Genomic DNA, 24246 nt, shown 5'->3' with positions numbered 1-24246 from the left:
TACCCCACTATGACCTACTACTCCCGTCTGCTGTTGTCAGCCGCCGTCTTCCTCGGCTGTTCGCCCGCCGTCCGCGCCGTCACCCCGGAAGAAGGGAGGCGCATCTACCTGGAAGCGAAGGAAGGGAATGCGGAATCCCAGTACCGTCTGGGCCTCTGCTTCCTGAAGGGAGACGGCGTCAAGCGCAATCCCTCCCAAGCCAAATTCTGGTTTTCCAAGGCGGCCAGGCAGGGGCACCGCACGGCGGAACGCTCCCTGCGCCTGATTCCCAAAAAGGCTCCGCTGCCCGTGGACCCCTCCGCCGACCGCGCCACCCGGGAGAAGAAGGGGCTGGAATTGTATGAATACCTGTACAAGCTGAAGGATTACAGGCCCGCGCGGGAGAGCACAACCACCTCTGTCACCATCAACGGCAAGAGGAAGTATGACAAGCTGCCGGAAGAGGGAACAAAGCCGGAGCTTTCCAAAGTCAGCGCTTTCATCCGCGCCGGGGCGGACGTGAATTACCAGGGGGAGGGCATCAGGGGGGATAATTCCTGCGCGCTGGCCCTGGCGCTGGACATGCAGTTTTTTGAATTGGCGGACCTCCTGATTGCCAACGGGGCGGACGTCAATCTGGAAATAGGCCGGTCCGACGAGTATAAAAACGCCTCTTCCTCCCTTCTTTCCAGGCATTATTTCAATCCCAGGGCCCCGCAGGCAGCCTATCTGCTGGAGCACGGAGCGGACCCGGATTACGTGTGCAACGACGGCAAAACCCTGCTGATTTCCGCCGCCAGGTACGGGAATGAGGAGAGTGTCAGGTTCCTGCTGGAAAACGGTGCGGACCCCAATAAACCCAACGGCAAGCCGCGGCTAGGCCATTACAAGCCGGCCAATTCGGAAACGGCCCTGTGGGTGCTCGCGGACGTTTCCGGCCTTCAGGAAAATTCCATAAACGCCGCCGCCAAATTGTTGATTGAGCACAAGGCGGACGTGAATTTCCGCGCCAGGGGCGGGGCCACTCCCCTGGACCGCGCCATCGCCACCGGAAAGAGCAGCCTGGCGCGCATCCTGAAAGAAGCGGGGGCCAAAACCTCCAGGGAATTAGACAGCAAGTAAGGCGCTGAAGCTCAGCCTTTTTTCCCTCCCTGCCGGAGGCGGGGGAGAAGAACTTCCTCATAGGCGCGGAATTTCTGCTCATACGTCAGCCGCGCCGCCGCCGGGCTGGTGGAGGGCATCTGGATGATGACAGGGGTTTCCCGGAGGAATAGTTCCGGAAAATACCGCTTGAGGTATTTATGGGAGGCGGTGCCGTTGCAGCAGACCGTGCCGATGCGGGGGAAACATTCCAGCAGGGCGGCAATGTCATTGGGCTGTTCCTGGGAGATGTGCTGGTCCAGGCTGCCGGGCCTGACGCCGGAGGCCACCACGTCCCACAGCCCCACCCCGCCCCGGTTGAGCAGGGACAGGCGTTCCCCATACGGCAAGGAGGGGTCAAAACCCAGCAGGGTTCCCATGATGTTCCAGAAGGCGTTGCGGGGATGGGCGTAATACTGGGCCTGCCGCAGGGATTCGTCTCCCGGCAGGGAGCCGAGCACCAGCACGGAGCATTCCGGCGTGACGGAGGGAGGAAAGGAGCATTTCTTCACGGCGGGAGGAGGTCAGGGGTTCTGCATGCCGGAGTATCTGCGCACCTCCTTGATGCCCACCTCCTGCCGGAGCAGGGAGGAGAGCCACGGATGGCTTCCCACCGCCGGAGCCAGGTTGAACCGCTCCGGCCTGGTGATGCGCGTGAAGATGACGCGCCTGATTTGGGATTTGGGCACTGTCTTGGCTCCGTAGCCGTCCGGCATGTTGGAGGACCAGAAGGTGACCGTGTCCCCGCCGTCCTTCACCAGAACGGTCAGGTGGCCGGATTCCCGGCGGCCGATGTGGTCCGTCCAGAATATTTTCATGAAGTCTCCGGGACGGGCCTTCCGCCAGTCTTCAAAGTTGACGCCGGCTCCCAGCCTGTGCACCAGCACGGCCAGGCCGGGACCGTTGGCGTTCGCCCAGCCCCACGGCCCTTCGCCGTCATGCTGGCCCAGGCGGGGAATGAGGGCCAGCCACGCTCGCTCGGAAATAACGGGCTGCGGCTGGGCGGCGTCCCATAGTTGCAGGGATTTTAAAAGGAGCAGGTAGCAGGCGGAGGAGCAGAAGGAAGGGGTGGCCTCCCGGAGAAGGAAGACGGGACGGCGCGTGCGGGGGTCCCAGCGGCAGGTTTTCTGCGCCATGGCTTCCATGGCTTCCCTGTTGGTTTTGTAGCCTCCACCCTTCCGGAATTGGGAAAGTCCGGCGCGCAGGGACTGGTACCATGCGGCCTCACCCGGAGTCATGGCCGCACCCCGGCCTGCGGGGGCGCGTTCCGCCGCCGTCACGGCTGCCGGCCACAGCAGCCCAAGGCAGCAAATCAATATCAGGGCATTCCTCATCCTTGCCCCACAGGGTATACGGGCGGCGGAAAATATCAAGGGCGGATTGCGCGCGCAGCGCTGTACGGAAAGGGAAGAAGACCATAGCCTTTTCCCCGGAATTCCTGTTGTTTTGTCTGGACTTATCGCAGAACGTCCCTTACTGTGCGTCAGGTCACGCGCCGGGTATGCGGAGCGGAGAGGCAACGCACCTTGGGCGGACCTTGTTTCCGGTATTTATTTTTAACCACCACGGACCACATAGAGGCATCATACCATGGCAAAACGCGAAGACATCCGCAAAATCCTCATCATCGGCTCAGGCCCCATCATCATCGGCCAGGCCTGCGAGTTCGACTACTCCGGCACCCAGGCCTGCAAGGCCCTGCGCGCTGAAGGCTACGACGTCGTTCTGGTGAACTCCAACCCCGCCACCATCATGACGGACCCCGGCATGGCGGACCACACCTACATTGAGCCCCTGACCGTGGACCGCATCACGGCCGTGATTGAGAAGGAACGCCCGGATGCCCTGCTGCCCAACCTCGGCGGCCAGACGGCCCTGAACCTGGCCTCCAAGCTGAATGAGGAAGGCATCCTGAAGCAGTACAACGTGGAAGTCATCGGCGTGGACCTGGAAGCCATCGCCCGCGGTGAAGACCGCATCATTTTCAAGGAGACCATGGACAAGATCGGCGTGCCGGTGGCCAAGTCCGAACCCATCTATTCCGTGGAGGAAGCGGAAAAGGTGGCCGCCGAGCTGGGCTACCCCGTGGTGCTGCGCCCCGCCTATACCATGGGCGGCACGGGCGGCGGCATCGTGTACAACGTGGAGGAGCTGCGCCAGGTGGTTCCCCGCGGCCTGGCCGCCTCCCTGATTAACCAGGTGCTGGTGGAGGAATGCGTGCTGGGGTGGGAAGAACTGGAACTGGAAGTCGTGCGCGACGCCAAGGGCCAGAAGATCACCGTCTGCTTCATTGAAAACGTGGACCCCATGGGCGTGCACACCGGGGACAGCTTCTGCGTGGCCCCCATGCTGACCGTTCCGCAGGACGTGCAGGACAGGCTTCAGGACTACTCCTACCGCATTCTGGACGCCATCGGCGTCACGGGCGGCACGAACGTGCAGTTCGCGCACAACCGGGAGGACAACCGCATCATCGTCATTGAAATCAATCCCCGCACGTCCCGCTCCTCCGCCCTGGCCTCCAAGGCCACCGGCTTCCCCATCGCCTCCGTATCCACCAAGCTGGCCTCCGGCATCACGATGGACGAGCTGCCCTACTGGCGCAAGGGCTCCCTGGAAAAGTACGAGCCTTACGGCGACTACGTAGTCGTCAAATTCGCCCGCTGGGCCTTTGAAAAGTTCCCGAAGGCAGCCGACAAGCTGGGCACCCAGATGAAGGCCGTGGGGGAAGTGATGAGCATCGGCCAGAACTTCAAGGAAGCCTTCCAGAAGGCCGTGCGCTCCCTGGAAATCGGCCGCGCCGGGCTGGGCCGCGTGAAGAAGCTGGAAGCCCTCACTACGCCGGAACTGCGTGAAAAGATCACGTACGGCAACAGCGAACGCTTCTTCCAGATTTACGAACTCCTGCGCCGCGGCGTGACCGTGGAGGAAATCGTGAAGCTGACCCGCATCACCCCGTTCTTCATTGAGCAGATGAAGGAACTGGCGGACTTTGACTTTTCCCTGGATGGCCAGGCCTGGAATTCCCTTCCCGCGGAAACCCTGCGCCAGGCCAAGAAGATGGGCTTCTCCGACAAGTACCTGGCCCAGATTTTCGACGTGCCTGAAAAGGCCGTCCGCACCCGCCGCCAGGAAAACGGCATCACGGCCACCTACCGCATCGTGCCCGTCAGCGGCGTAGAACACGCGGAATACTACTATTCCACCTACAGCGGCGCGAAGGATGAAGTGCCCGTGAACGACAAGAAGAAGATCATGATCCTGGGCGGCGGTCCCAACCGCATCGGCCAGGGCATCGAGTTCGACTACACCTGCGTGCACGCCGCCTTCACCCTGCGGGACAACGGGTATGAATCCATCATGGTGAACTGCAACCCGGAAACGGTCTCCACGGATTTTGACACGGCCAACAAGCTGTACTTTGAACCCGTGACCGTGGAAGACGTGCTGGCTATTTACGAGAAGGAAAAGCCGGAAGGCGTCATCGTCCAGTTCGGCGGCCAGACCCCGCTCAACATCGCCCAGGCCCTCAAGGATGCCGGCGTGAAGATCATGGGCACCCAGCCGGAAGGCATCCGCCTGGCGGAAGACCGAGAATATTTCCGCGAACGCATGATCGCCCTGAACATCCGCCAGCCGGAAAGCGGCACCGCCCGTTCCCTGGAGGAAGCCGTGGAACTGGGCCGCCGGATCGGCTACCCGGTGATGGTGCGCCCCTCCTTCGTGCTGGGCGGCCGCGGCATGGAAGTCATTTACGATGAAGAAAACCTGAAGCGCTACGGCGTGGAGGCCATCCAGGTCAGCCCGGAATACCCCATGCTGATCGACCGCTTCCTGGACAACGCCATTGAAGCGGAAGTGGACGCGCTGGCCGACGGCACGGATACCTTTGTAGCCACGGTCATGGAACACATTGAACTGGCCGGCATCCATTCTGGAGACTCCGCCTGCGCCATTCCTCCCGTGACGATCGCCCCCAAGCACGTCCGCACCATTGAGGAACACGCCGCCAAGATCGCCAAGGATTTCCAGGTGAAGGGCATCCTGAACGTGCAGTTCGCCATCTGCGACGACGAGGTATACATCATTGAAGCCAACCCCCGCGCCTCCCGCACGGTGCCCATCGTCTCCAAGGTCACGGGCATCTCCATGGCGCGCCACGCCACGGAAATCATGCTGGGCAAGAAGCTCAAGGACCTGGGCCTGAAGCCGCGCGCCTGCCGCTTCATCGGCGTGAAGGAAGCCGTCTTCCCGTTCAACATGTTCCCGGAAGTGGACCCCGTGCTGGGGCCGGAAATGCGCGCCACGGGGGAAGTCATGGGCATTGCGGACAACTTCGGCATGGCCTATTACAAGGCCCAGGAAGCCGCAGGCTGCATCCTGCCCACCTCCGGCAAGGTGCTCGTCACCGTCTCCGACCGCGACAAGAAGTTCATTGAACCCATCGCCCGGGACCTCATCTCCCTGGGCTTCAAGATCGTCTCCACCGGAGGCACCGCGGAATACCTGCGCGGCCAGGGCGTGGAAACGGAAGTGGTCAACAAGCTGCATGAAGGCCGCCCGAACCTGGGCGACATGATCACCAACAAGCAGATTGACCTGATCATCAATACTCCGGTGGACCGCACCAGCATGATTGACGACTCCTTCATCCGCATGCAGTCCATCCAGAAGAAGATTCCGTACATGACTACCATCGCCGCCGCCAGAGCCACGGTGGAGGGCATCCGTTCCGCCCAGCATGTGAAGGTATCCCCCCGCTCCCTCCAGGAATATCATTCCTGAACGCGGATGGCTCCAGCCATTTAAAAGGAATGCCCCGCATGCGTCTCCTGCATGCGGGGCATTTAATTATCCGTCCGGGCCGGAGGAGGGATGTGAAATTCAACCAGCGCCTGTTTCCGGCCCCTTTTCAGCCACACCGCCTCCGGAGAATCACGCTTCCGCTATTTCCGCACAGATCAGTGTGGCGTTATCCTGGTTGGGCGCGCCGTCACGGTTGATGCCTTCCAGCACGGACCGCACCAATTCCTCCGCGGACAGCATGGACAAGTACCGCATCCCCGCCGGGCCCAGGGAGTCCAGATAAGGCCCCACTCCGTCGCTGGCGACCAGAAGGCGGTCCCCGGAAACCAGAGGGAAGCACTCTTCCCGCAGATCCACCAAAGGCACTTCCCTCCCCATCAGGGCGGAGGTCAGGGAATGGCGGGAAGGATGGCTCAAGGCCTCCTCCCGGCTGATGGAACCTTCATCCGCCATGCGTTCCAGCTCCGCGGAATACTGGTGCAGGTCATTAAGCAGAAACATTTTTTCCTCCCGGATGAGCAGCAGAAGGGAATCTCCCACGCTGACCCAGCGCAGCCCTTCCGGCCCTATCCAGGCCGCTACCAGCGTCGTGCCCATCTCGTCATCCTTCCCCCTCTTCTTCCGGACCGTACGCACCTGTTCATTGGCGGCGGTCACTGCGTCTTTCATCCTCTTGCCGGGAGACCGGTTTTCCCGCTCAAACGCCTGGGAAAAACCTTCTATAGCCGCGCGGCTGGCCAGCTCCCCTCCGGTATAGCCCCCCATGCCGTCCGCCAGGACCAGCACCAGGGCGTCATCCCCGGCCAGGATGGAAAAGGAATCCTGCTGATTGCTGCGGGCGCCCAGAATCTGGTCCCCATGCAATCCGGAAACCATAAAAGGTTCTTGGGAAAAAGGCTGCTGCGTCATGGCGGTGAGCTATCATAGCACGGCAGGCCCGCCGGGATAAAGCAAGAATAACGTGAGAGAAGAAGCCATGTCTGCATCCCGGGATGATTTTTCCGGAGTCGGAAAAGCAAATATCAATGCGGGGCCGTAGAAATCCGGACGACACGTGCCCGGAAGAAACATTCAGGCCCGGAATTGGCGCGGAAAGACAATCGTTGAATGCCGTACCTCGCCAGGGCGCTCATCACCCTCCGGAGCATCATGCAAGGGTCCGTTCTCTTCTCAAGAATGAAGCAGGAAGTTCTTTTATACTGGCGGCAGGAGAAATCTTCCTCTACCGTTTCTATTATGAGCCTTCATTCATCCCTTCCTCCCATCGTCTGGGAGCTCTCCGGAGATCCCTGCGAAACACAGGAGAAAGCCCTTTCCGGCATCAAAAACGATACGGAGGCCTTCATCATCTGCAGCCGCGGAGACGAGTTCCTCCAGACCACATGCAACGGTCCGGAAAACTACCATTGCGAAATCCCGTTCGTCAACGGGAAGAACAGGGAACTTTACATGACTCCCAAAGCCCTGGATTACTCCCAGCTTCATGACCTTTTCTCCCGCTACGCGGCAGGGGAGAATCTTTCCCGCCTCAACAGGGAGTGGACTCTTGACGTGAACAAAACCCGCTATATTCCCACCATCATTGTTGTTCTGGCAATCATCGCCGTCCTTGCCGCCATTATCTTTCAATCCATGAACTGAAAGAGAGCTTTCCTTTTTTCATTGCCGGACATTTCCGGGATATTCCGGCAGAAGGGCCATTGCGGTTCCGGGCTTCTGCCGGAAGAACATCGCACTGGATGGAGGCCAAGGAAACAACCGACAAAGGAACGCGTGAACATCCTTTTCCGGATGCAGTGCATGAATGGTGCGTCCTCAGCAGGCCCCCAAATACACCACGGTTTCATTCGGAACCGTAACACGGCCTCCCGTCTCAAACCGGTCAAACAGCCCGTTAAGGGCGTCCAGCCAGGGGGAATGGCCCTCATCCTTTTCCGTCAGGGCATAGGAGGCGGACATCATGCGGCGGAGATACTGGTCCCGCGTATAGGACAGATCATTCGGAAAGCGGAATACCCGGAAGCGGTGGTCGAAAAACTCGCCGATTCTGTCCGTCAAGTCGGCCAGACCCCCGCTGAATCCATAAAAACGCGGGCAGTAAAGACGATGGATGTTCCCTTCCTCCCGGACAATGGGGCCGTCTTCCACCCTGGAATTCCAGATCAGGGCTATCCTGCCCTCCGCGGCCAGAATACGGCGGCATTCCCGCTTGAACGCGGCGGCGTCAAACCAGTGGAACGCCTGCGCCGCCGTTACCAGGTCCACGGAAGCGCCGGGAAGCAGGGTATGCTCTGCCGTACCCGGCACGGAATGGAAGCGGTGGAAACCCTTCAGCACCTTCTCCGCCTCCCTCCGCATGTCATCGTTAGGCTCCACGCCGTACACGGTCCAGCCATGCTCCAGCATGACGCGGGACAGGATGCCTGTTCCGGACCCTATATCCGCCATTCGGAGATTCTCCCGGCGGGTTTCCCGCGTCAGAAGCTCAACAACGGCGGCGGGATAACCGGGCCTGCCCTGAACGTAGGCCCCGGCTTTTCCGGTAAATCGGTCAGTATTATTCATCGGGCTTTGTGAGATGGTTTACTCCTTTTCTCCCGTTTTTCCAGCTTCAATGCTGTTCCCGGAGCATGAAAAACCGCCGCACCGCAGGATTTCAGGAAAAAAGCATAAGGGCCGCTCCCGCCGCCCGGCCCGTTGAAGGCAGCCGGGCGAATACCTTTTCCTGCCGCTTCCTCATCCTCCCGGCAGACGGGCGGGATGCAGCCCCCACTGATGGCTTTACAAGTCTTTCACGAGCTTTTAGTATCCGGATCAGGCCCGCTTCTCCCGGATTGCGTCCTGATTACGGGAAAACGACCATCTGCGGGCTCCATTTTCCAGACTGCGCCGCCCATGTTCGGATATTACAGACTTGCCTCCGCCGTCCCCCAGCTCCGCGTGGCTGATGTGGATTACAACGTTGACCAGCTCATGGACGGATTCCGGAAGGCTGCGGAACAGAAAGCTGCTGCCGTCGTCTTTCCGGAGCTGAGCATCACGGGCTACTCCTGCGGAGACCTCTTCTTCCAGCCGCGCCTGCGGGAGGCGGCCCTGGACGGCCTGCGCCGCTTTGCAGAAGCCACGGAAGACTCAGGCACCATTGCCGTGGCGGGCCTGCCCTTCCTGCATGAAGATGCCCTGTACAACACGGCGGCGGTCATCCAGTCCGGCAGAGTGCTGGCGCTGATCCCCAAAACCGTGCTCCCCAACTACCGGGAATTTTACGAAAAGCGGCAGTTTACATCCGGCAGGGAGCTGGGAACAGGGACGAAGGAGGCCAAAGTCAATGGGGCATATATTCCGTTCGGAACGGAAATCATCTTCCACGATGCAGCCTCCTCCTTCAGCTTCGGCGTGGAAATATGCGAAGACCTGTGGAGCGTCATTCCCCCCAGCTCCGGACTGGCCCTTCAGGGAGCCAGGGCCATATTCAACCCCTCCGCGGGAACGGAACTCACGGGCAAGGCCGCGTACAGGAGGGAACTGGTCAAGCAGCAGAGCGGCAGGTGCCTCTGCGCCTATGTCCTTTCCTCCGCAGGCGTGCATGAATCCACCACGGACACCGTATTCGGCGGGCATTCCCTCATTGCGGATAATGGCAGGCTGGCGGCTGAAGGCGAACGGTTCGGCAGAGAAAGCTCCCTCATCCTTGCGGACGTGGACTTTGAACGGCTGGCGGCGGCGCGCCTCTCCGAAAGCTCCTTCAATGACAACAAATCCCTTTCCCCTGCCGGAAATGCCCTTCATCTGACGCTGCCGGCGGAAGTTCCCGCCCCCCCCGGTCTGGAATACGCCTTTAATCCGGCGCGGCCATTTCTGCCCTCCCCCGTACACCGCCCGGAACGGTGCGAAGAAATCATCGCCATCCAGACAGCGGGACTGGCTAAAAGAATGGAGCACACCGATGCACGGCGGCTTGTCATCGGCATCTCCGGCGGTCTGGACTCCACGCTGGCCCTGCTTATTTGCGAGCGCGCCTGCCGGGCGTTGAAGCGCCCCGCCTCCGACATTCTGGCCGTCACGATGCCGGGCTTCGGCACCACGGACAGAACCCATGACAATGCCGTAACCATGTGCCGCCTTCTGGGCGCGGAGCTTCGGGAAATCCCCATTTCCGAATGCTGCCTCCGGCACTTCGGCGACATCGGGCACGACCCCGCCGAACGCACCACTACCTATGAAAACGTCCAGGCCCGCGAACGCACGCAAATCCTGATGGACCTGGCCAATAAAACCGGGGGGCTGGTCGTGGGAACGGGAGACCTGTCGGAAATAGCCCTGGGCTGGAGCACCTACAACGGAGACCACATGTCCATGTACGCGGTCAACTGCTCCATTCCGAAGACGCTGATACGGTGCCTCATTGAACACATCGCCGGAGAATCGTCCCCGGAACTGGCCGCCACCCTCGCGGACATCAACAATACCCCCGTCAGCCCGGAGCTTCTGCCTCCGTCAGGCGACGGCTCCATTGAACAGCGTACGGAAGACGTGCTGGGGCCTTACGACCTGCATGACTTTTTCCTCTTCCACTTCATCAAATACGGGGCAGAGCCGGACAAAATCCTGTATCTGGCGGAGCACGCCTTCCGCGGCGAATTCCAGCCGGACTTCATCCGCCGCTGCCTGGGCATCTTCATCCGCCGCTTCTTCCGGCAGCAATTCAAGCGCAGCTGCATGCCGGACGGCCCCAAGGTAGGCACGATTGCCCTTTCTCCGCGAGGAGACTGGCGCATGCCTTCCGACGCCTGCGGAACAGTGTGGGAAAAAGATATTTCCCACCGTTGAACCCTTCCGGAGGGCTGCTGCACGCTGACCTTCTCCGGCGCCCCGGCATGAATTGCCCTACAGGGAAGCTCAATGCCCGGGGGCCAGCTTCAACCCGATAATGCCTATCAGCAGGAAGGTGGCCGCCAGCATGCGCCAGACATTGGAGGAATCCCCGAACCACAGGATGCCCACCAGAAACGTTCCCAGCGCGCCGATGCCCGTCCACACCGCATAAGCGGTGCCGATGGGAATGCTGCGCTGGGCCAGCCACAGAAGAAAACCGCTCAGGGCCATGCTGAACACGGAGAACGCAATGCAGGCGGCAAACCTGCCGGAACCCGTGCCGGGCGCCTGTGAAAGCTTGAAGCCCAGAGGCCATCCGATCTCACAGAGACCGGCCAACACCAGATAAATCCAGGACATATATTGAAACGGGGAATCATCTTCCGTTTGCCGGCCCTCCCGAATGGGAAGAGCTCCAAGAGCAACGGATGCCTTGCAGGGTAACTGCGTCCTCCCCGGAATCAAGCCGACAAACCATCCGCACCTTGTCATACCTGGAAATTCCAAAGCAAAAAATCCTGTTCCTCTGCCGGGAACCGGAAAATTTGCATGCCCTCAATTCATTGTTGCAAGAGGTTTTTAATAGTAACCGGTTTTGCGCCACTTTTTCTCCCTCTTCTGCTGCCTGACCGCCCTGTCGGCCAGATATCAATGATGCCATAGATTCAACCCCGTACGGGTGTCCTTGCACCATTTCAGGAGAAACTTCTGCTGGCTGGAATGGCTTTGGACATTAACCAATAACTTGAGCTACTATGAAGGAAGCTTGGACCAGCCAGAACAGCGCGCAGAAGGGGGAATGAAATGGCCTCCCTCCCAATAAAACTCTACTTGGATACCGGGGGTTTCTTGCCGGAAGGCAGGCCCGTATCCTTTCCGTCGGTCAGCCACTCAATCGTAATGGGAACGAACTTCAACTTCTTGATGTTCGCCTGATTCTCCTCATAAAGCACGCCCACGACACCGGGTTCTACCATGGCGAGGCTGGAATAGGCAAAACCGCCTTCTCCCAACAGTTTTTTCACCGGCCAGGTTTTGCCGTTGTCATAGCTCATCGCCACCTGTCCCTTGATGCGCCGTCCGGCGCTGGGGCCGGAAAACAGGAGGCGGCTCTTGCCGCCAAAGGCAGGCTGGGCCGTCAGAGAATAAGTCATCAGGGAATTCTGCGTGCTGTCGCAAAACAATTCCGGAGCATCTTCCACTTCACCCCATGTCTCACCGCCGTCCTGTGACCACACGATGCGGCGGCAATTGCCTCCGCCCCAGTGGCGCGCGACCATGACCACGTCTCCGTTATCAGTCTCCGCGATGGACGTTTCATTCACCAGGCCCTTCATATTGGCGGTCGGCTGGCCCTGCTTCCAGCTTTTGCCGCCGTCATCGCTGTAAATGCAGGAAATCACCCATTTGCCGAACGGCCCTTCATTCATCGGAATCACCAGGCGCCCCTTGTGGGGGCCGCTCTTCAACTGGGTTCCCGCATTCGGGCCGGAAGCCATGATGTCCACGCCGGTGGGACGCTTGGTCGTCTTCGTGATATCCTCCGGCTTCGTCCAGGAGGAACCGCCATTCCTGCTCTGGATCATGAAATTGCGGATGCACTTCTCGTCATCCCAACCCTGAGGAATATTGGGCTGCCGTTCCTTGACTCCTGCGGGATAACGCTGGAATACGACGGTCACGGTCTTGGTCTTGGCATCATAAACCGGGCACGGATTGTTAAACGTGGCCCCATGCGACTTGGCGATCGCCCGGGGGCGTGACCAGGTTTTTCCGCCATTCTTGCTGACGCTCATGATAATGTCGTTCTCCCCCTGGTCAGTATTCTTATACCGGCCTTCGGCAAACGCCAAAAGCTGCCCCTTCCCGATATTGAGCAAGGCGGGAATGCGGATGGACGCATAAGGGTTCCCTTCCCCAGCGCTGAATACGGTCACCGCCTTGTCCGTGGGAAAATCCGTCTTCTCTCCCTGCCCGAAGGCGGGCAGAACTGCGGCGCACACCGCACCCATCAAAAACTTGAACATGGTATTCATCATTACTGGACTTTATCTTGTTCCGAAGGGCTCTACAACCGCAATCCATGCCGTACCATCCTAAGACCAGAGCAGAAACTCTGACTCTCTCCAAAGGAATAGATAAACCATGCTGAAGGAGTGAGAAACCAAAAAAATCTGGCAGTCACATGAAAATCTACCTGGACTTCGTCTTGTTCATCCCATTCCGGGAATCCAGGGGATAGTCGAAAAACGGACACCAATTGTCCATGCGGTAAACGACGTCCTGAATCCGGGTCTTCACCTTCTCCCCCTGGGAATCCCGCAGGCATCCGCGCGCTCCGGTGCGCGGGCCGGAAGGAAGTTTCTCCTTCAAGGTCATTCCGTACCGGAGATGACAGCCGGAAGGGTCGGACGACGTTATGATGCGGACGGCGTCTCTGCCGTTCAGGGTGACGGACTTGATCTCCAGGGGTTCGCCCAGCCCGTTCACCAGGGAAAAGCCGTAATTGCCCGGATCAAGGATCGTCTTGGTATCCAGCGCCAGCGGAGGCACAGGCACGAAAAACTTCACGTCTACCGTCCAATCCTTCCCCTTCCTGCCAACTGCATGGGCGACGGGATGGATGGGCTTCCAATGCACGCCCTCCACCAGCACCTTGTACATGACGTATCCGGCATACTCCCCGTAAAGCCGGGACATGGGAGCGGTCAAATGCACCCCATCGCTATAGGAAAAATGGTACATGGGCGTGGTCATGATGTACCGGCTGTCCTTCTCCAGGGCCAGATCCAGCTGAGCCACGGCAATCGCGGGATAATCCGTGGGATTCTGGGCAAAATAATTGAGATGGGAGGCAACCTGGTATCCAAAGCAGAGCACATCGTTCTTCTGTCCGGTAACGGCCTTGGCGTCCGCGTCAATATCCTGAATCAGCGCGCGCATCTTCTCCTTGTACCATTCCCCGGTTTTCCTGTCCTGCTGGTCGGTTTCCCCCTGCGTCCACAGGAAACAAGGCATGGAAAATGACTTGCCGGCCTTGGAGGCGAGCTCGCGCCCCGCCGTCAAATCATCCAGAATACGCTGATAGGGGGCGTTGCCTTTGGAAAGAACACCGATGCTGACACCTCCCACGCCGTCGGCAGAGCACAGGAACCGGACGTTGGACGCCTTCCCGGAGTCACGCTTCTTCAGCAGGCGCATGAAATTCCCGGCAGCGCCGGAAACGGGCGTCTCTCCCCTGGCGCCGTCCGGAGAAATGCCTTCTACCAGGGGAATCACGGCGCTCCGGTCATTGCCGCCCTCAAAAGGACGAACGCCGCCTTTGAACATCAAATTGCCGTTCTTCTGCTCCGTCGTCACCACCGGCTTGGCCGTCCATCCTACGGAAAGCGACTGCCCGTAGGACGGCAAATAATTCCAGTCTGTTAAAACGGGCTTCTCCGCAAAACCATAAGGACTGCCAGCCATCAACAGGCAAAAAAGAACTCCGGTACGAAAACATGTGCTTACCTTCATGACAATACGCTGAATCATGGTCATGTACGGTCCGGTACCTATCGAAAATTCAACATGCTGAAGAAAATAACCGGGGAATGAATGAAACTTCCTCCTGCCCAAAAACACTACACATGAAAATGTTGAATATCATTCAACAGACATGACGCCCGTAGCTGCCCTATTGATGAACATGGAAATTCCGGGCAACCATCCGTTTTACCATGATGATTTCTCTCCCATGGATTCTCCCGGAAAATAACGCCTTTTTGCAACCTGGGCCATCCGGAAAACTGTGGACCGTTAATAAGATTCAGCCCATTCAACCATACCTGGACTTCTAAAACCTCTCTTCTTCACCGTGAAGATAAGCAAGCTAATCAATGACCAGTTTTTTCAGGACTTCCTTATCTTCATCCAGCACTACCGTTCTGGATGCATGTTCATAGCATTGGCGGGAATACTTGCGGGCTTCCTCCTTGAACTGCCCGTTATCCAGGCCATGCAATGCGGCAAAAGCCTTCAACAACTTGATGTCAATCGCCATAATCCCTCCTTCGTCGCGCAGAATAGGGCTGAAAATATCCGAAAACAAATTGGAGACGGTCAACGGAGGCACCCATATCCTCTCGTGCTTCACGCCGGGACGGCGTTCTTCCTGGGCATACTTCGTCAGCAGCCGCACGCCCCGGTTAATAATATCAATAGCCGTTCCGTAATCATTGACGGCCGCAGACAGGGCCCTGGCAGCAATCTCGGCAAGCACGCACAATCCAAACCTGGGGTCCTGTTCAAAATTGCGCTCATGCCCGATGATAAACGCTCCAAGCAAATCACGCCGGGTTTCATTTGACACAGGCTTGTCAGCATAAACCAGAACCGAGGTAACGGACACGAAATCCCCCGGGAGCGAGACGACGTAAAGATCAAGATCTCTATCCCTGGAAAGATGGTCCAGCTTTTCAATATCAATATATTGAATATTGCCTGTCTGATCACTCCTGACGGGAACGGCATTTTCCGGAATATCAAGCTCCCTGTCAACGAGGGGATTGGCGCCCAGATAGGGTTCCCGGGCGCGTTCCAGCAATGCCCTTTCCGTTACTCCCTCCACCAGCTCGGAAGTCTCTCCCACCCGGCCAAGCCTGGACAAATGCTCAATCCACCGGATAAGCGTGACCAGAATAATGGCAATCACCCCCAGCGTGACAACAAATAGCACCACCCTTCCCCGCTGGTCATACATGCCGGAATTCAGGAAAATAATCGCAATCAGGCTGAAAATGAAGGAACCGATGAACGTGGAAAGAGCATTCTGGGCCGTGGAATCCTCCATCAGCAGTTTCGTGGCCCTGGGCGTTACGCTCGACGTCGCCGCCGCATAAGCGGAAACAACCGTGGTTAAGGAAAAAGTCGTAACCGCCAGCATGCTTGAAGCCAGGATGTTCAAAATCGTATCGACCGTATCGGCCCCGATCTTTTGAAAAATATCAAACGGAACAAACTCGCCCAGGTAAATGGAGGCAATAGCCGTAACAATAGCCAGCAGCGCAAAATAGGTAGCCTTGACCCAAAGAAGCTTGTTAGCCCTCAAAAACAATAACCTGATTTGAAAAATGAAGGACCCTTTCATCAGAAGCTGGAATTGGAAAAACGGTTGGAGGCTACTCTCCTGTTAAAACAGTATCGAAGCCTCTCCGTTCAAGAATAAGACTCTTAAAGGAGGGTGAGAAGCCGATCATTTCTATAACTTTAATGTCTCTCGAAGTGGAACCCCGCATCCGGGAAACCGCAGGAAATGGTTTCTGAAACTGGAAAAGGAGTTCACTCAAGTCAAGCAACTCAAAACAGCTCCCATCCTTCCGAAAAGAGCGACTTTGCTTCAAGGAATGGCTGTGGAAAGCAAGGTTCCCGGCTGTGCCGGACTCTCTCTGTACGGGCAAACCCAAAAACACAGGCAGAATCTACCTGTAAATGCTCATAGAAACCTATGGATCCGTTGCCTCCGCTTTCTCTACATGGAGAAACGCCTCGATCAGGCAGCCCTCATCCTGAACAACAACGTGTTGTTCTTCTATCAGCAACACAGATGGCACATAAAAGCCATTCTGACGGATGACAGGAAGAGAATATTGCGGGGAGGCGCGTGGTAGAATTCTATGCCGATGTCGAAGAATTTCAGAAGGACTCAATCAAATGGCTCAAGGGTTACAGTCGCAAACGCCCTCATCAGGACTACCGCAGTATGGGAAGGCAATTGAGTAAAACATGGAAGCCTTAAAAAACACGCCATACGAAAAGAAAACCAGCTATACAACGTGAGAGCGTTCCCATTCATCAAACCGCCCCGTCTTCCGTTGAAGCGAGTTGATTTTTTCGTTTGCCGGTAAAAAGAGAAATGGTGAAAGAAGAGGAAAACGGAGAATGTAACTTGTAACATCGTAGAATCACCCACTCCCACGTTATCATGAACCGAATCACTTCATTCCTCACCCTGCCCCTGTTGTCGCTCGCATCCGTATTTGCGGCCAACACTCCGGAAAGCATCGGCAACGACCTCCAGCTATTCAAGGATGCCTCCTGCACGGCTTTGAAGCAGGATGTTAAAGACATTTCCGCCTTCCAGTCTGACGCGATGAAGGAACTCGCAGGCAAAATCCTGGCAGGCAACTACAAGCCGGACTACCTGTATGCCGAATACCAGGCCCTCCCCTCACCGCGCCAGACGGGCAAAAACCTTAGAATCGGAGAGGGATTCAGTAAATACGACAACATGACGGGCGTCTATCTGGAAAAAGGACAGCACGTCGTGCTGGTCGGCAAGACGGATGGGCGTGAAATCAGTCTTCTGCTCCCGAACCTGATGCGCAAGCCGGCCGAAGGAGTACAACCGACGAAGGATCCCAACGGCTGGGGACTGCACAAAAAGCAAATACCCCTTAAGGAAGGAATCAACATCATTGATGTAGAAACGCCCGCCAACGCTTACATCAGCTACTTCAGCAACGATGCCGACACGGCGCCGAAAATCCCCGTCCATTTCGTGACGGGCAAAGTCAACGGCTATTTCGACACCACCCGGGGCGATACCAACGAAGACTGGGTACGCCTGCTTGACCAGGCCGTCTCCCCGATCATGGACGCCCGGGGAAAATACATCCAGGTTGCTTACCCCGTCGAATTCCTGAAAAAATTCACCAGGGACCGCGGCACTGAACTCATCAACGCCTACGACAAGCTGATAGGCATCCAATACCAGCTGATGGGCCTTGAGAAATACGGCAAAATCCCGAAAAACCGCGTCTTTGCCCGCGTGAACTTCAACTACTACATGTTCCGCGACGGTGATGGAGTAGCCTACCTGGGAGACAATGGTACGATGCGAATGGTGACCGATCCTGAAAACGTCCTCAAAGGCGACGCCTGCTGGGGCTTCTCCCACGAAGTCGGCCACGTGATGCAAATGCGCCCGATGACCTGGGGCGGCATGACGGAAGTCAGCAACAACATCTTCTCTCTTCAAGCCGCCGCCAAAACGGGCAACGAAAGCCGCTTGAAGCGCCAAGGCAGCTACGACAAGGCGCGCAAGGAAATCATCGACGGAAAAATCGCCTACCTGCAATCAAAGGATGTCTTCAACAAGCTGGTCCCCCTATGGCAGCTCCATCTCTACTTTACCGAAAACGGACATCCCGACTTCTACCCTGACGTCATGGAATACCTGCGCAACAACGCGGGAAACTACGGAGGGAATGATACAATCAAATACCAGTTCGAATTCATCAGGGCATGCTGTGACGTCACGAAAACCGATCTGACCGATTTCTTCGAGAAATGGGGCTTCTTCAAAACCGGACAATTCCATGTCGGCGACTATGCTAATTACGATTTCACTGTCACCCCCGAAATGGTGGTAGAAACGAAAAAATGGATTACCGACAAAGCCTACCCGAAACCTAAAACTGACATTATCGGAATAGACGAATAGGACTATTTCCTTACAAGTATCAGACAACCCTAACTCTATGGTAAAAATGAAAATTTTTTTCTCCATAAGGAAATGGATGAAACGGGAAAATTCTATTTAACTCATTGTGAGGAAAAATAATTTTTACAGCCATATTACAGATTAGCATAGGGCGATCACATTTTCCCCTTGAAATTCTTACAAATGAATCTTGTGACAGCCAGCATAAATTACTCTCTCCATAAACGTTTTGTACGCACGAGGTTTTCAAAAAAGCATTTCCCCGTAGTCATTCAAACGAATTCATCTCTTGGAATCAGAGGCATGCAAATCAAACAATCCTAAAATATTCTTTACGGAAATTATTCAGGATATTAAATGTAATACCAATAACGACCTTGGAGATATTTAGTGCAGTAAGAATAACAGAACAGTTCGTTATAGACAATATACAAGAAGAAGAGAACCTTGTTGGAACAGGTTTTGAGTCAATAATCTCGTCCAGATGAACCACCTCAGTTTAGGGAAAAGAATAGGAAAAATGGATTGTAAAAGGAAAACTGGGGAATGGAAGAAGCTTTTATAAAGCTTGATTTAAGCGATCAATTTCATATTGCAATAACGAACTATATACAACCTTCTTATTGTTTTTGATGAAATCTACTACATTATCTTCGTCAAGTGTGTCTGGAATTCGGGGTGCAATTCGACGTACTGTATCACTCGGTATTCCATATTCAATTAGTATCGACAAGTTGGCTCTAATAAAATCGTTTTCCAGCTGTTGTACAAAATAGCTATACGAGCCACTTTTTTTCCCATTTTGAGTGCAAACATAACGTTGCAAACTGTCGATTACTCTAAAAGCTTTAGGTACTGTAAATTGAAACCAATGTCTATAAATATGGAATCCAATTTCAATAGAATTATCAAGATGTATATATTTTTGTTCTTGTGTTGGGTTTATAATTTTACTAATCTTATTACTATATATATCCTTAATAACTCCCATGATATTTTTATTTCGCCTATAGATATCAATATAATATGCTAATTGCCTAGCAGACATTACTCCATGTTTTGTTTTAAAATTAAAAATATTATTTTCAGCTAATTTTAAAATATAGAGAAGTTTGTTCCAATTTGGCATTTGTGACCACGCAATATTATCATATTGAGATGTATTTATATCTATTTTCAAAGTATGATATATACGCATTTGGCCTTCTATATTCGTTCCATTTTTCTTAATAATTTCTATAAGATTAGGCTCAATTTCAAATAATTTATTGTATCGATCAGCTACTTGCTGTTGAATATCTTGTTTTTCAATGTTGATTAAAATTTCATCACTCAATAATTTTTTATCTTGCTCATAAAAAGGAATATCAATAGTTATTGGTTTTCTTTGTGGAACTGGAGCAAAATTATAAATATTACCAACATAATGTTCCATTAACCGACCAGAACGCCCTTTAATGTTACTATAATCAAAAAAATCAATATCATTTCCGCCTTTTTGTGCATCAAAAAACACTACGTTTTTAGCACTTGTATTAACACCTTCAATAATAGTAGATGTGCAGAATATGTAGTTTAAAAGGTTGTCATTAAAATATTTAATAATTGATGCACCAATGTGTTTTTGTAATGAACCATCATGAATTGCAATACCATGACATAGTTCTTTTGATAAACTCCAATTAGGATCGACATTTTTGTCTATCCATTCAATAAGTGGAAGTTGGATACTAGGTTCTATTCCTTGTTCACATAAATGTTGCAAATACCCTTTTGCAAAGCGACGTGCACGTGCCGGCGTGGAACAATAAATAAGTGTTTGTTCATCTTTTAATTCATCTAACAAAGGATAAAGTTTAGTTAATTTTTGTTTATCTAAACTACGTTGTTTCAAACTAGAATCAAATTGGATGCTTAAATCAATAACATTGCAATCAACTAGAGAAAAATCAGATTTATAAAAGACTGCGTTATATTTCTCGGCAAAACCAGGAGTGACGCCATCAATGTTTGGACCGAGAAGATAAAATTTAGAGTTAAACTTGCTTACTATTTTTAAAAAAGCATTATTAAGCGTATCAGCACGCTCATCTATACGTTTTAAGCTTAATTTATAAAACTCATCAATTACTAGTAAGTCGATAGAGGGTAAAGACTCATACTCCATTACCCGTTCTGCCGTTAAAAGAAAAAGATTTCCTTTTTTATCTGTTGGTAGTTGAGATGTTCGAACAATTATTTTATAAGTTTCAAAATATTTTTTTAATTTAAGACGCGTTTCATCTAGTAAAGCTAATGTTGGTTGAATTATAACAATATTTTTATACTTATTCGAAGCAACCAATTCTTCTATTAACAAACTCTTTCCAAAGCTAGTTGGTGCACTTGCAATTACATTTTTTCCAGATAATAAATATCTAGAAAGGGTTTTCTGCTCTTTATGTAAATACGTCGATGGTAAATAATCAGAAAGGTAAGTTTTTTGACGAACTTTATCAGACAGTGACTGTAATTTCATTGTGTCACTATTTTTTTCAAGATAAGGGTAAAATCCAACAGATTCTATTATATCTGTCCAAATGGGGTATGTTTCAACTGGAATGTGAGCCCAATTATTTAGAATATGGATTGCAATTTGTCGCGCTAAAGAAACATGTTCATCATTTCCGGTAAGTAAAGCGGAACATTTTATGGCAAAATTGAAACTATCTTGCGTTGATAGATTATTATTACCATCAACAATTTTTAGTAGGTTATTATAATCACTTGCCATAAATCTCACATGTTTTGCATATGCCAGAGACGTTCATGTAACTTGATAATAAGTTCTTTTTTACTTCTTATTGGAAATAGTAATAATATAATATTTAGATGCTGCTTGAGTGGATGATTGTTATTTGAATCGAAATATTGCTTTATGTCTCTTACATTCAATTCATGGTATTGCGTGGTTTTAACACAATGCATATCTGAATGACGTTCATATATATCATGAGAATAGGAACAAAGCATAGGTATGTTTATCATTTTCAATTTATCTTGAAGTTTATTGCATTCAGACAATTTCTTTACCCATTCATCTCTTTGAGGAATTGAATTGTTTTCTAGATTCTTTTTAATAATAATAAACTGCTCATTCAAATAATCAGTTTTAAAATGTTCATTTAAATCCTTTAACAATTCTTTGACACCTTTTTTACTATCAGTGTAAAATTTGCTTTCACCTAACCACAATGTTTCATCTTCTGGAGTAATATGAACTGCATCAAAACCGTGGGCTGGAACACCAAATGCATCTTTAAAATAAACTTTTGACACAAGAGGAATTGTATTTTTAAAATCACGCAGTATGAGATGCAACATCAATTCTCCGAACTCACCTCTGCGGGTACTCGGAGATTTTTTTAATTCCTCGAATGCGTTAGTATCATTCTCCATATACCAGCGCCGCATTAAATCGTAGTCTTTTATTTTATATATGCTTTTTGCTGCTTCTCGCAATTTATCTACGATATCTATTTGTGATGTATCGGGATTTTCATATTGTGCATAGACATACTCTGGTATAGTATTTAGTATTGTTTTTGAAAAATTCATCCAGGGGGTATAGTGGATTTCCGTCATCGCCAATGTCCACATCTAGCAAAAATGAAATCAAATCACTTTCTTGGACTTTCACCAATATAATATTTTTTCTATCAAAAGCTCTTGACATGTTAGTTCCTTCAGCACATTCACATTATTTCGCAAAATATTTCAGCACAATTTACGTTTAAAATAAATTTATATCATTACAAAACGGCTAATAATCCAAAGTATTGCTTCATAGTCGTATTTTTCCCAAGTTGAATAATCAATGTTCATGGCAGATGAAGAAAGTGAATTAACAACCATCTAATCAGAATAGCAGAGTCATTAATACTATAACATAACCCGAAAAAGACAAGATCCGATTCCATATTTTCCCACACCCCTCCAAATAAAATCGCAATATACTCATTACGAATATATTGCGATAGAAAATTAATGGCGGACAGGGAGGGATTCGAACCCTCGGTACTGTTGCCAGTACACACACTTTCCAGGCGTGCTCATTCGACCACTCTGACACCTGCCCGTTGATAGATTGTGTTAGATAGGAAAGCGGGGGTAATGTAACGGTAGAAGAGAGGGTTGGCAATCTTTTTTTCACTTGGGAGGTGTTTTCCTGTTTTTCCCAGACTCTTCTCGCCTCTTCGCCGTTGCCTGAAAAGGATGGAAAGCGTATAGGTATCCAGGGAAGCTTGGAAATGGGATGTAAAAGAACCCCAAGCATACTATGCAAAAAAACAGGCTTCTGTTATCTACAGAAGCCTGTCATTGAACAAGGTTGAGTCCTTCGTGCCCGATGCCTCCTTCTTTAGAAGGGCAAAAAACGGTCTTCCCATTTTTTCAACGTTTGCGTCTTTCAGGAAGGGACTATTGCTGTTCGGTCCTTATTTCTTTTCCGGGCGTTCGAGGTCGATGCCCCATTTTTCCTGCATGAATTTTTTTTGGAATTCCAGTTTGTCCTTGAAGCGGTTCAGGTTTTTCACCTCCTTGGGGGACCATGCGGTTTCCACCAGAGCGAGGGCGCGCGGGTAAGCCTGGTAGAAGACGCGTTCAATGTTCGGCAGACGTTCCGCCCACAGGCAGCAGTCTACGCCGCGCACACGTTCCATTTCCTTGGCGGAGAGGCCTTGCCCGGGTTCCAGGGAGTACACGTTTTCCAGCGTGTTGACGGGCATCCAGCCCGTGTCCGGCTGGCCGGAGGGCCAGTCGCCGGGAAGCTGGGGATAGTCAAAGTAGCATTTGCCGTTGGGGGCGCAGATAACGTCCACCTTGTCGCCCGTGGTGTTGGCTACCGTTTTAGGCGTGTGGCCGCCTCTCCACGTGGTTACGATTACTCCGTCCGGATATTTGCCCATGGGTTCATACCAGAAGACGGCCGTTTTTCCGCGGCTTTTCAGCATTTTGGCGCACCGGGTGAAAAATTCCACCATTTCCTTTTGCGCGGCGGCCTTTTTGTTTTCCTCACGGATACCGGCTTTCTCACGGAAGTCCGCGCATTTGGAGCATTTCATCCAGTTGTCTTCCGGCGCTTCGTCTCCGCCCAGATGCACGTATTGGGACGGGAAGATGTCCTTGAGTTCATTAAAGACGGCGTTATAGAATTTCCACACGTCCGGGTTGCCGGGACATACCAGCGTGTAGGAGATGCCCGCATTCGTGCGCACTTCCAGCTTGGGGTTCGGGAAGCAGAGGAATTCCGGATAGGCGGTGCAAAGGGCCTGGTTGTGGCCGGGCACGTCTATTTCCGGGATGATTTCAATGTTCCGTGCGGCGGCGTATTTCACCAGGTCCTTGAGCTGTTCCTTGGTGTACATGCCACCATGGGGGGTTTTGTTGCCAAAGGTTTCCTTACGCCTGGAGGCCACGCTTTCCAGCTTGGGGTATCCGGGCACGGGAAGGCGCCAGCCCTGATCATCCGTGAGGTGGAAATGGAGTTTGTTGAATTTGTAGAAGGACATCACATCAATGAATTTTTTGACGTCCTCCACCGGCACGAAGTGGCGTGCGGTGTCCATCATCATGCTGCGCCAGCCAAACCGGGGCTTGTCTTCAATGACGCCGCAGGGAATGCCGCCGTCCTTGTACTGGGCCTGGAGCTGTTCCAGCGTGTTTTTGGCGTAAAAGAGACCCGCGCGGTCGCCTGCCTGAATTTCCACGCCCTGCGGCTTGATGGTGAGCTTGTATCCCTCCGGCCCCAGGGCCTTATTGGCGGCCTGCTTGAGGATTTTGGGGGATTTACATACTCCGGAGGAAGTGCTGACTTCGACAGGTTCCGGGATGATGTGATAGGGACGGGATTCCACGTCGCCAGCGGCAAAAACGCTGCCGCCCAGCGCCAGCAGAAGAGGTAGGATACGCCATTTCATTGCGCA

Annotated in this window: 16 protein-coding genes and 1 tRNA gene; 5 read left to right on the top strand and 12 right to left on the bottom strand. The window is 53.0% G+C overall.

Annotated features, from left to right (window positions below; genetic code table 11):
• Positions 1–9 precede the first annotated feature (9 nt).
• Entirely contained in the window at positions 10–1101 is a 1092-nt protein-coding gene (locus P8A25_RS01350) for an ankyrin repeat domain-containing protein (protein ID WP_215443305.1), read from the top strand.
• Positions 1102–1112: 11 nt separating this feature from the next.
• On the opposite strand, the gene P8A25_RS01345 is transcribed toward P8A25_RS01350, so the two are convergent.
• Together P8A25_RS01345 and P8A25_RS01340 are read right to left on the bottom strand one after the other, a co-directional pair.
• A complete protein-coding gene (locus P8A25_RS01345) occupies positions 1113–1631 on the bottom strand; it encodes a DNA-deoxyinosine glycosylase (RefSeq protein WP_215443304.1) in 519 nt (172 codons plus the stop codon).
• 12 nt (positions 1632–1643) lie between these two features.
• Positions 1644–2453 (bottom strand): hypothetical protein, encoded by an 810-nt coding sequence (locus P8A25_RS01340; protein WP_404838737.1) that lies wholly within the window; start codon positions 2451–2453, stop codon positions 1644–1646.
• A 256-nt stretch (positions 2454–2709) separates the two neighbouring features.
• Between P8A25_RS01340 and carB the strand changes: the two genes are divergently transcribed.
• Positions 2710–5904, top strand: a complete 3195-nt coding sequence (gene carB / locus P8A25_RS01335) for a carbamoyl-phosphate synthase large subunit (RefSeq protein WP_215443302.1) — start codon at positions 2710–2712, stop codon at positions 5902–5904.
• Positions 5905–6054: 150 nt separating this feature from the next.
• On the opposite strand, the gene P8A25_RS01330 is transcribed toward carB, so the two are convergent.
• The gene (locus tag P8A25_RS01330) at positions 6055–6801 is read right to left on the bottom strand and encodes a PP2C family protein-serine/threonine phosphatase (protein ID WP_404838736.1); all 747 of its coding nucleotides are present in this window, start codon (positions 6799–6801) and stop codon (positions 6055–6057) included.
• Between the two features lie 360 nt (positions 6802–7161).
• Here P8A25_RS01330 and P8A25_RS01325 point away from each other — a divergent pair, with 360 nt between their 5' ends.
• The gene (locus P8A25_RS01325) at positions 7162–7566 is read left to right on the top strand and encodes a hypothetical protein (protein WP_215443300.1); all 405 of its coding nucleotides are present in this window, start codon (positions 7162–7164) and stop codon (positions 7564–7566) included.
• 174 nt (positions 7567–7740) lie between these two features.
• Here P8A25_RS01325 and P8A25_RS01320 read toward each other — a convergent pair whose 3' ends face one another.
• Positions 7741–8490, bottom strand: coding sequence for a class I SAM-dependent methyltransferase (locus P8A25_RS01320; RefSeq protein WP_102727588.1), 750 nt, complete (start codon positions 8488–8490; stop codon positions 7741–7743).
• 330 nt (positions 8491–8820) lie between these two features.
• Between P8A25_RS01320 and P8A25_RS01315 the strand changes: the two genes are divergently transcribed.
• Positions 8821–10755, top strand: a complete 1935-nt coding sequence (locus P8A25_RS01315) for an NAD(+) synthase (protein WP_215443299.1) — start codon at positions 8821–8823, stop codon at positions 10753–10755.
• A 69-nt stretch (positions 10756–10824) separates the two neighbouring features.
• On the opposite strand, the gene P8A25_RS01310 is transcribed toward P8A25_RS01315, so the two are convergent.
• The 4 genes from P8A25_RS01310 to P8A25_RS01295 all read right to left on the bottom strand — a co-directional run bounded on the left by P8A25_RS01310 (position 10825) and on the right by P8A25_RS01295 (position 15889).
• Positions 10825–11160 carry a multidrug efflux SMR transporter gene (locus P8A25_RS01310; protein WP_102727590.1) on the bottom strand — a complete coding sequence of 112 codons (336 nt, stop codon included), beginning with the start codon at positions 11158–11160 and terminating at the stop codon, positions 10825–10827.
• Between the two features lie 467 nt (positions 11161–11627).
• Positions 11628–12827, bottom strand: coding sequence for a sialidase family protein (locus P8A25_RS01305; protein ID WP_215443298.1), 1200 nt, complete (start codon positions 12825–12827; stop codon positions 11628–11630).
• Positions 12828–12993: 166 nt separating this feature from the next.
• Positions 12994–14268: a sialate O-acetylesterase gene (locus P8A25_RS01300; RefSeq protein ID WP_215443297.1), complete on the bottom strand. Its 1275-nt coding sequence runs from the start codon at positions 14266–14268 to the stop codon at positions 12994–12996.
• 403 nt (positions 14269–14671) lie between these two features.
• Complete coding sequence (locus tag P8A25_RS01295) at positions 14672–15889, bottom strand: DUF2254 domain-containing protein (RefSeq protein ID WP_180975934.1); 1218 nt, start codon at positions 15887–15889, stop codon at positions 14672–14674.
• Between the two features lie 873 nt (positions 15890–16762).
• Here P8A25_RS01295 and P8A25_RS01290 point away from each other — a divergent pair.
• On the top strand, positions 16763–18283 hold the full coding sequence (locus P8A25_RS01290) for a M60 family metallopeptidase (protein ID WP_215443296.1): 1521 nt from the start codon (positions 16763–16765) through the stop codon (positions 18281–18283).
• A gap of 559 nt (positions 18284–18842) precedes the next feature.
• On the opposite strand, the gene P8A25_RS01285 is transcribed toward P8A25_RS01290, so the two are convergent.
• The 4 genes from P8A25_RS01285 to P8A25_RS01270 form a co-directional block, all read right to left on the bottom strand.
• Positions 18843–21056, bottom strand: coding sequence for a DEAD/DEAH box helicase (locus P8A25_RS01285; RefSeq protein WP_215443295.1), 2214 nt, complete (start codon positions 21054–21056; stop codon positions 18843–18845).
• 5 nt (positions 21057–21061) lie between these two features.
• Entirely contained in the window at positions 21062–21880 is an 819-nt protein-coding gene (locus P8A25_RS01280; RefSeq protein WP_404838735.1) for a DUF1837 domain-containing protein, read from the bottom strand.
• Positions 21881–22310: 430 nt separating this feature from the next.
• Positions 22311–22400: transfer RNA gene (locus tag P8A25_RS01275), tRNA-Ser, on the bottom strand.
• A gap of 358 nt (positions 22401–22758) precedes the next feature.
• Positions 22759–24240 (bottom strand): beta-N-acetylhexosaminidase, encoded by a 1482-nt coding sequence (locus P8A25_RS01270; RefSeq protein ID WP_404838734.1) that lies wholly within the window; start codon positions 24238–24240, stop codon positions 22759–22761.
• Positions 24241–24246 lie beyond the last annotated feature (6 nt).

The organism is Akkermansia sp. BCRC 18949, assembly GCF_045011645.1.
Lineage (GTDB): Bacteria > Verrucomicrobiota > Verrucomicrobiia > Verrucomicrobiales > Akkermansiaceae > Akkermansia > Akkermansia massiliensis.
This window is presented reverse-complemented; position numbering and strand designations above follow the sequence as displayed.

Bases quoted from the DNA above. Each gene is read 5' to 3' on its own strand.
- P8A25_RS01350 (WP_215443305.1), top strand. From the start codon at position 10: ATGACCTACTACTCCCGTCTGCTGTTGTCAGCCGCCGTCTTCCTCGGC.
- P8A25_RS01320 (WP_102727588.1), bottom strand. From the start codon at position 8,490: ATGAATAATACTGACCGATTTACCGGAAAAGCCGGGGCCTACGTTCAG.
- P8A25_RS01300 (WP_215443297.1), bottom strand. From the start codon at position 14,268: ATGGCTGGCAGTCCTTATGGTTTTGCGGAGAAGCCCGTTTTAACAGAC.
- P8A25_RS01285 (WP_215443295.1), bottom strand. From the start codon at position 21,056: ATGGCAAGTGATTATAATAACCTACTAAAAATTGTTGATGGTAATAAT.
- carB (WP_215443302.1), top strand. From the start codon at position 2,710: ATGGCAAAACGCGAAGACATCCGCAAAATCCTCATCATCGGCTCAGGC.
- P8A25_RS01340 (WP_404838737.1), bottom strand. From the start codon at position 2,453: ATGAGGAATGCCCTGATATTGATTTGCTGCCTTGGGCTGCTGTGGCCG.
- P8A25_RS01290 (WP_215443296.1), top strand. From the start codon at position 16,763: ATGAACCGAATCACTTCATTCCTCACCCTGCCCCTGTTGTCGCTCGCA.
- P8A25_RS01310 (WP_102727590.1), bottom strand. From the start codon at position 11,160: ATGTCCTGGATTTATCTGGTGTTGGCCGGTCTCTGTGAGATCGGATGG.
- P8A25_RS01315 (WP_215443299.1), top strand. From the start codon at position 8,821: ATGTTCGGATATTACAGACTTGCCTCCGCCGTCCCCCAGCTCCGCGTG.
- P8A25_RS01330 (WP_404838736.1), bottom strand. From the start codon at position 6,801: ATGGTTTCCGGATTGCATGGGGACCAGATTCTGGGCGCCCGCAGCAAT.
- P8A25_RS01280 (WP_404838735.1), bottom strand. From the start codon at position 21,880: ATGAATTTTTCAAAAACAATACTAAATACTATACCAGAGTATGTCTAT.
- P8A25_RS01325 (WP_215443300.1), top strand. From the start codon at position 7,162: ATGAGCCTTCATTCATCCCTTCCTCCCATCGTCTGGGAGCTCTCCGGA.
- P8A25_RS01305 (WP_215443298.1), bottom strand. From the start codon at position 12,827: ATGTTCAAGTTTTTGATGGGTGCGGTGTGCGCCGCAGTTCTGCCCGCC.
- P8A25_RS01270 (WP_404838734.1), bottom strand. From the start codon at position 24,240: ATGAAATGGCGTATCCTACCTCTTCTGCTGGCGCTGGGCGGCAGCGTT.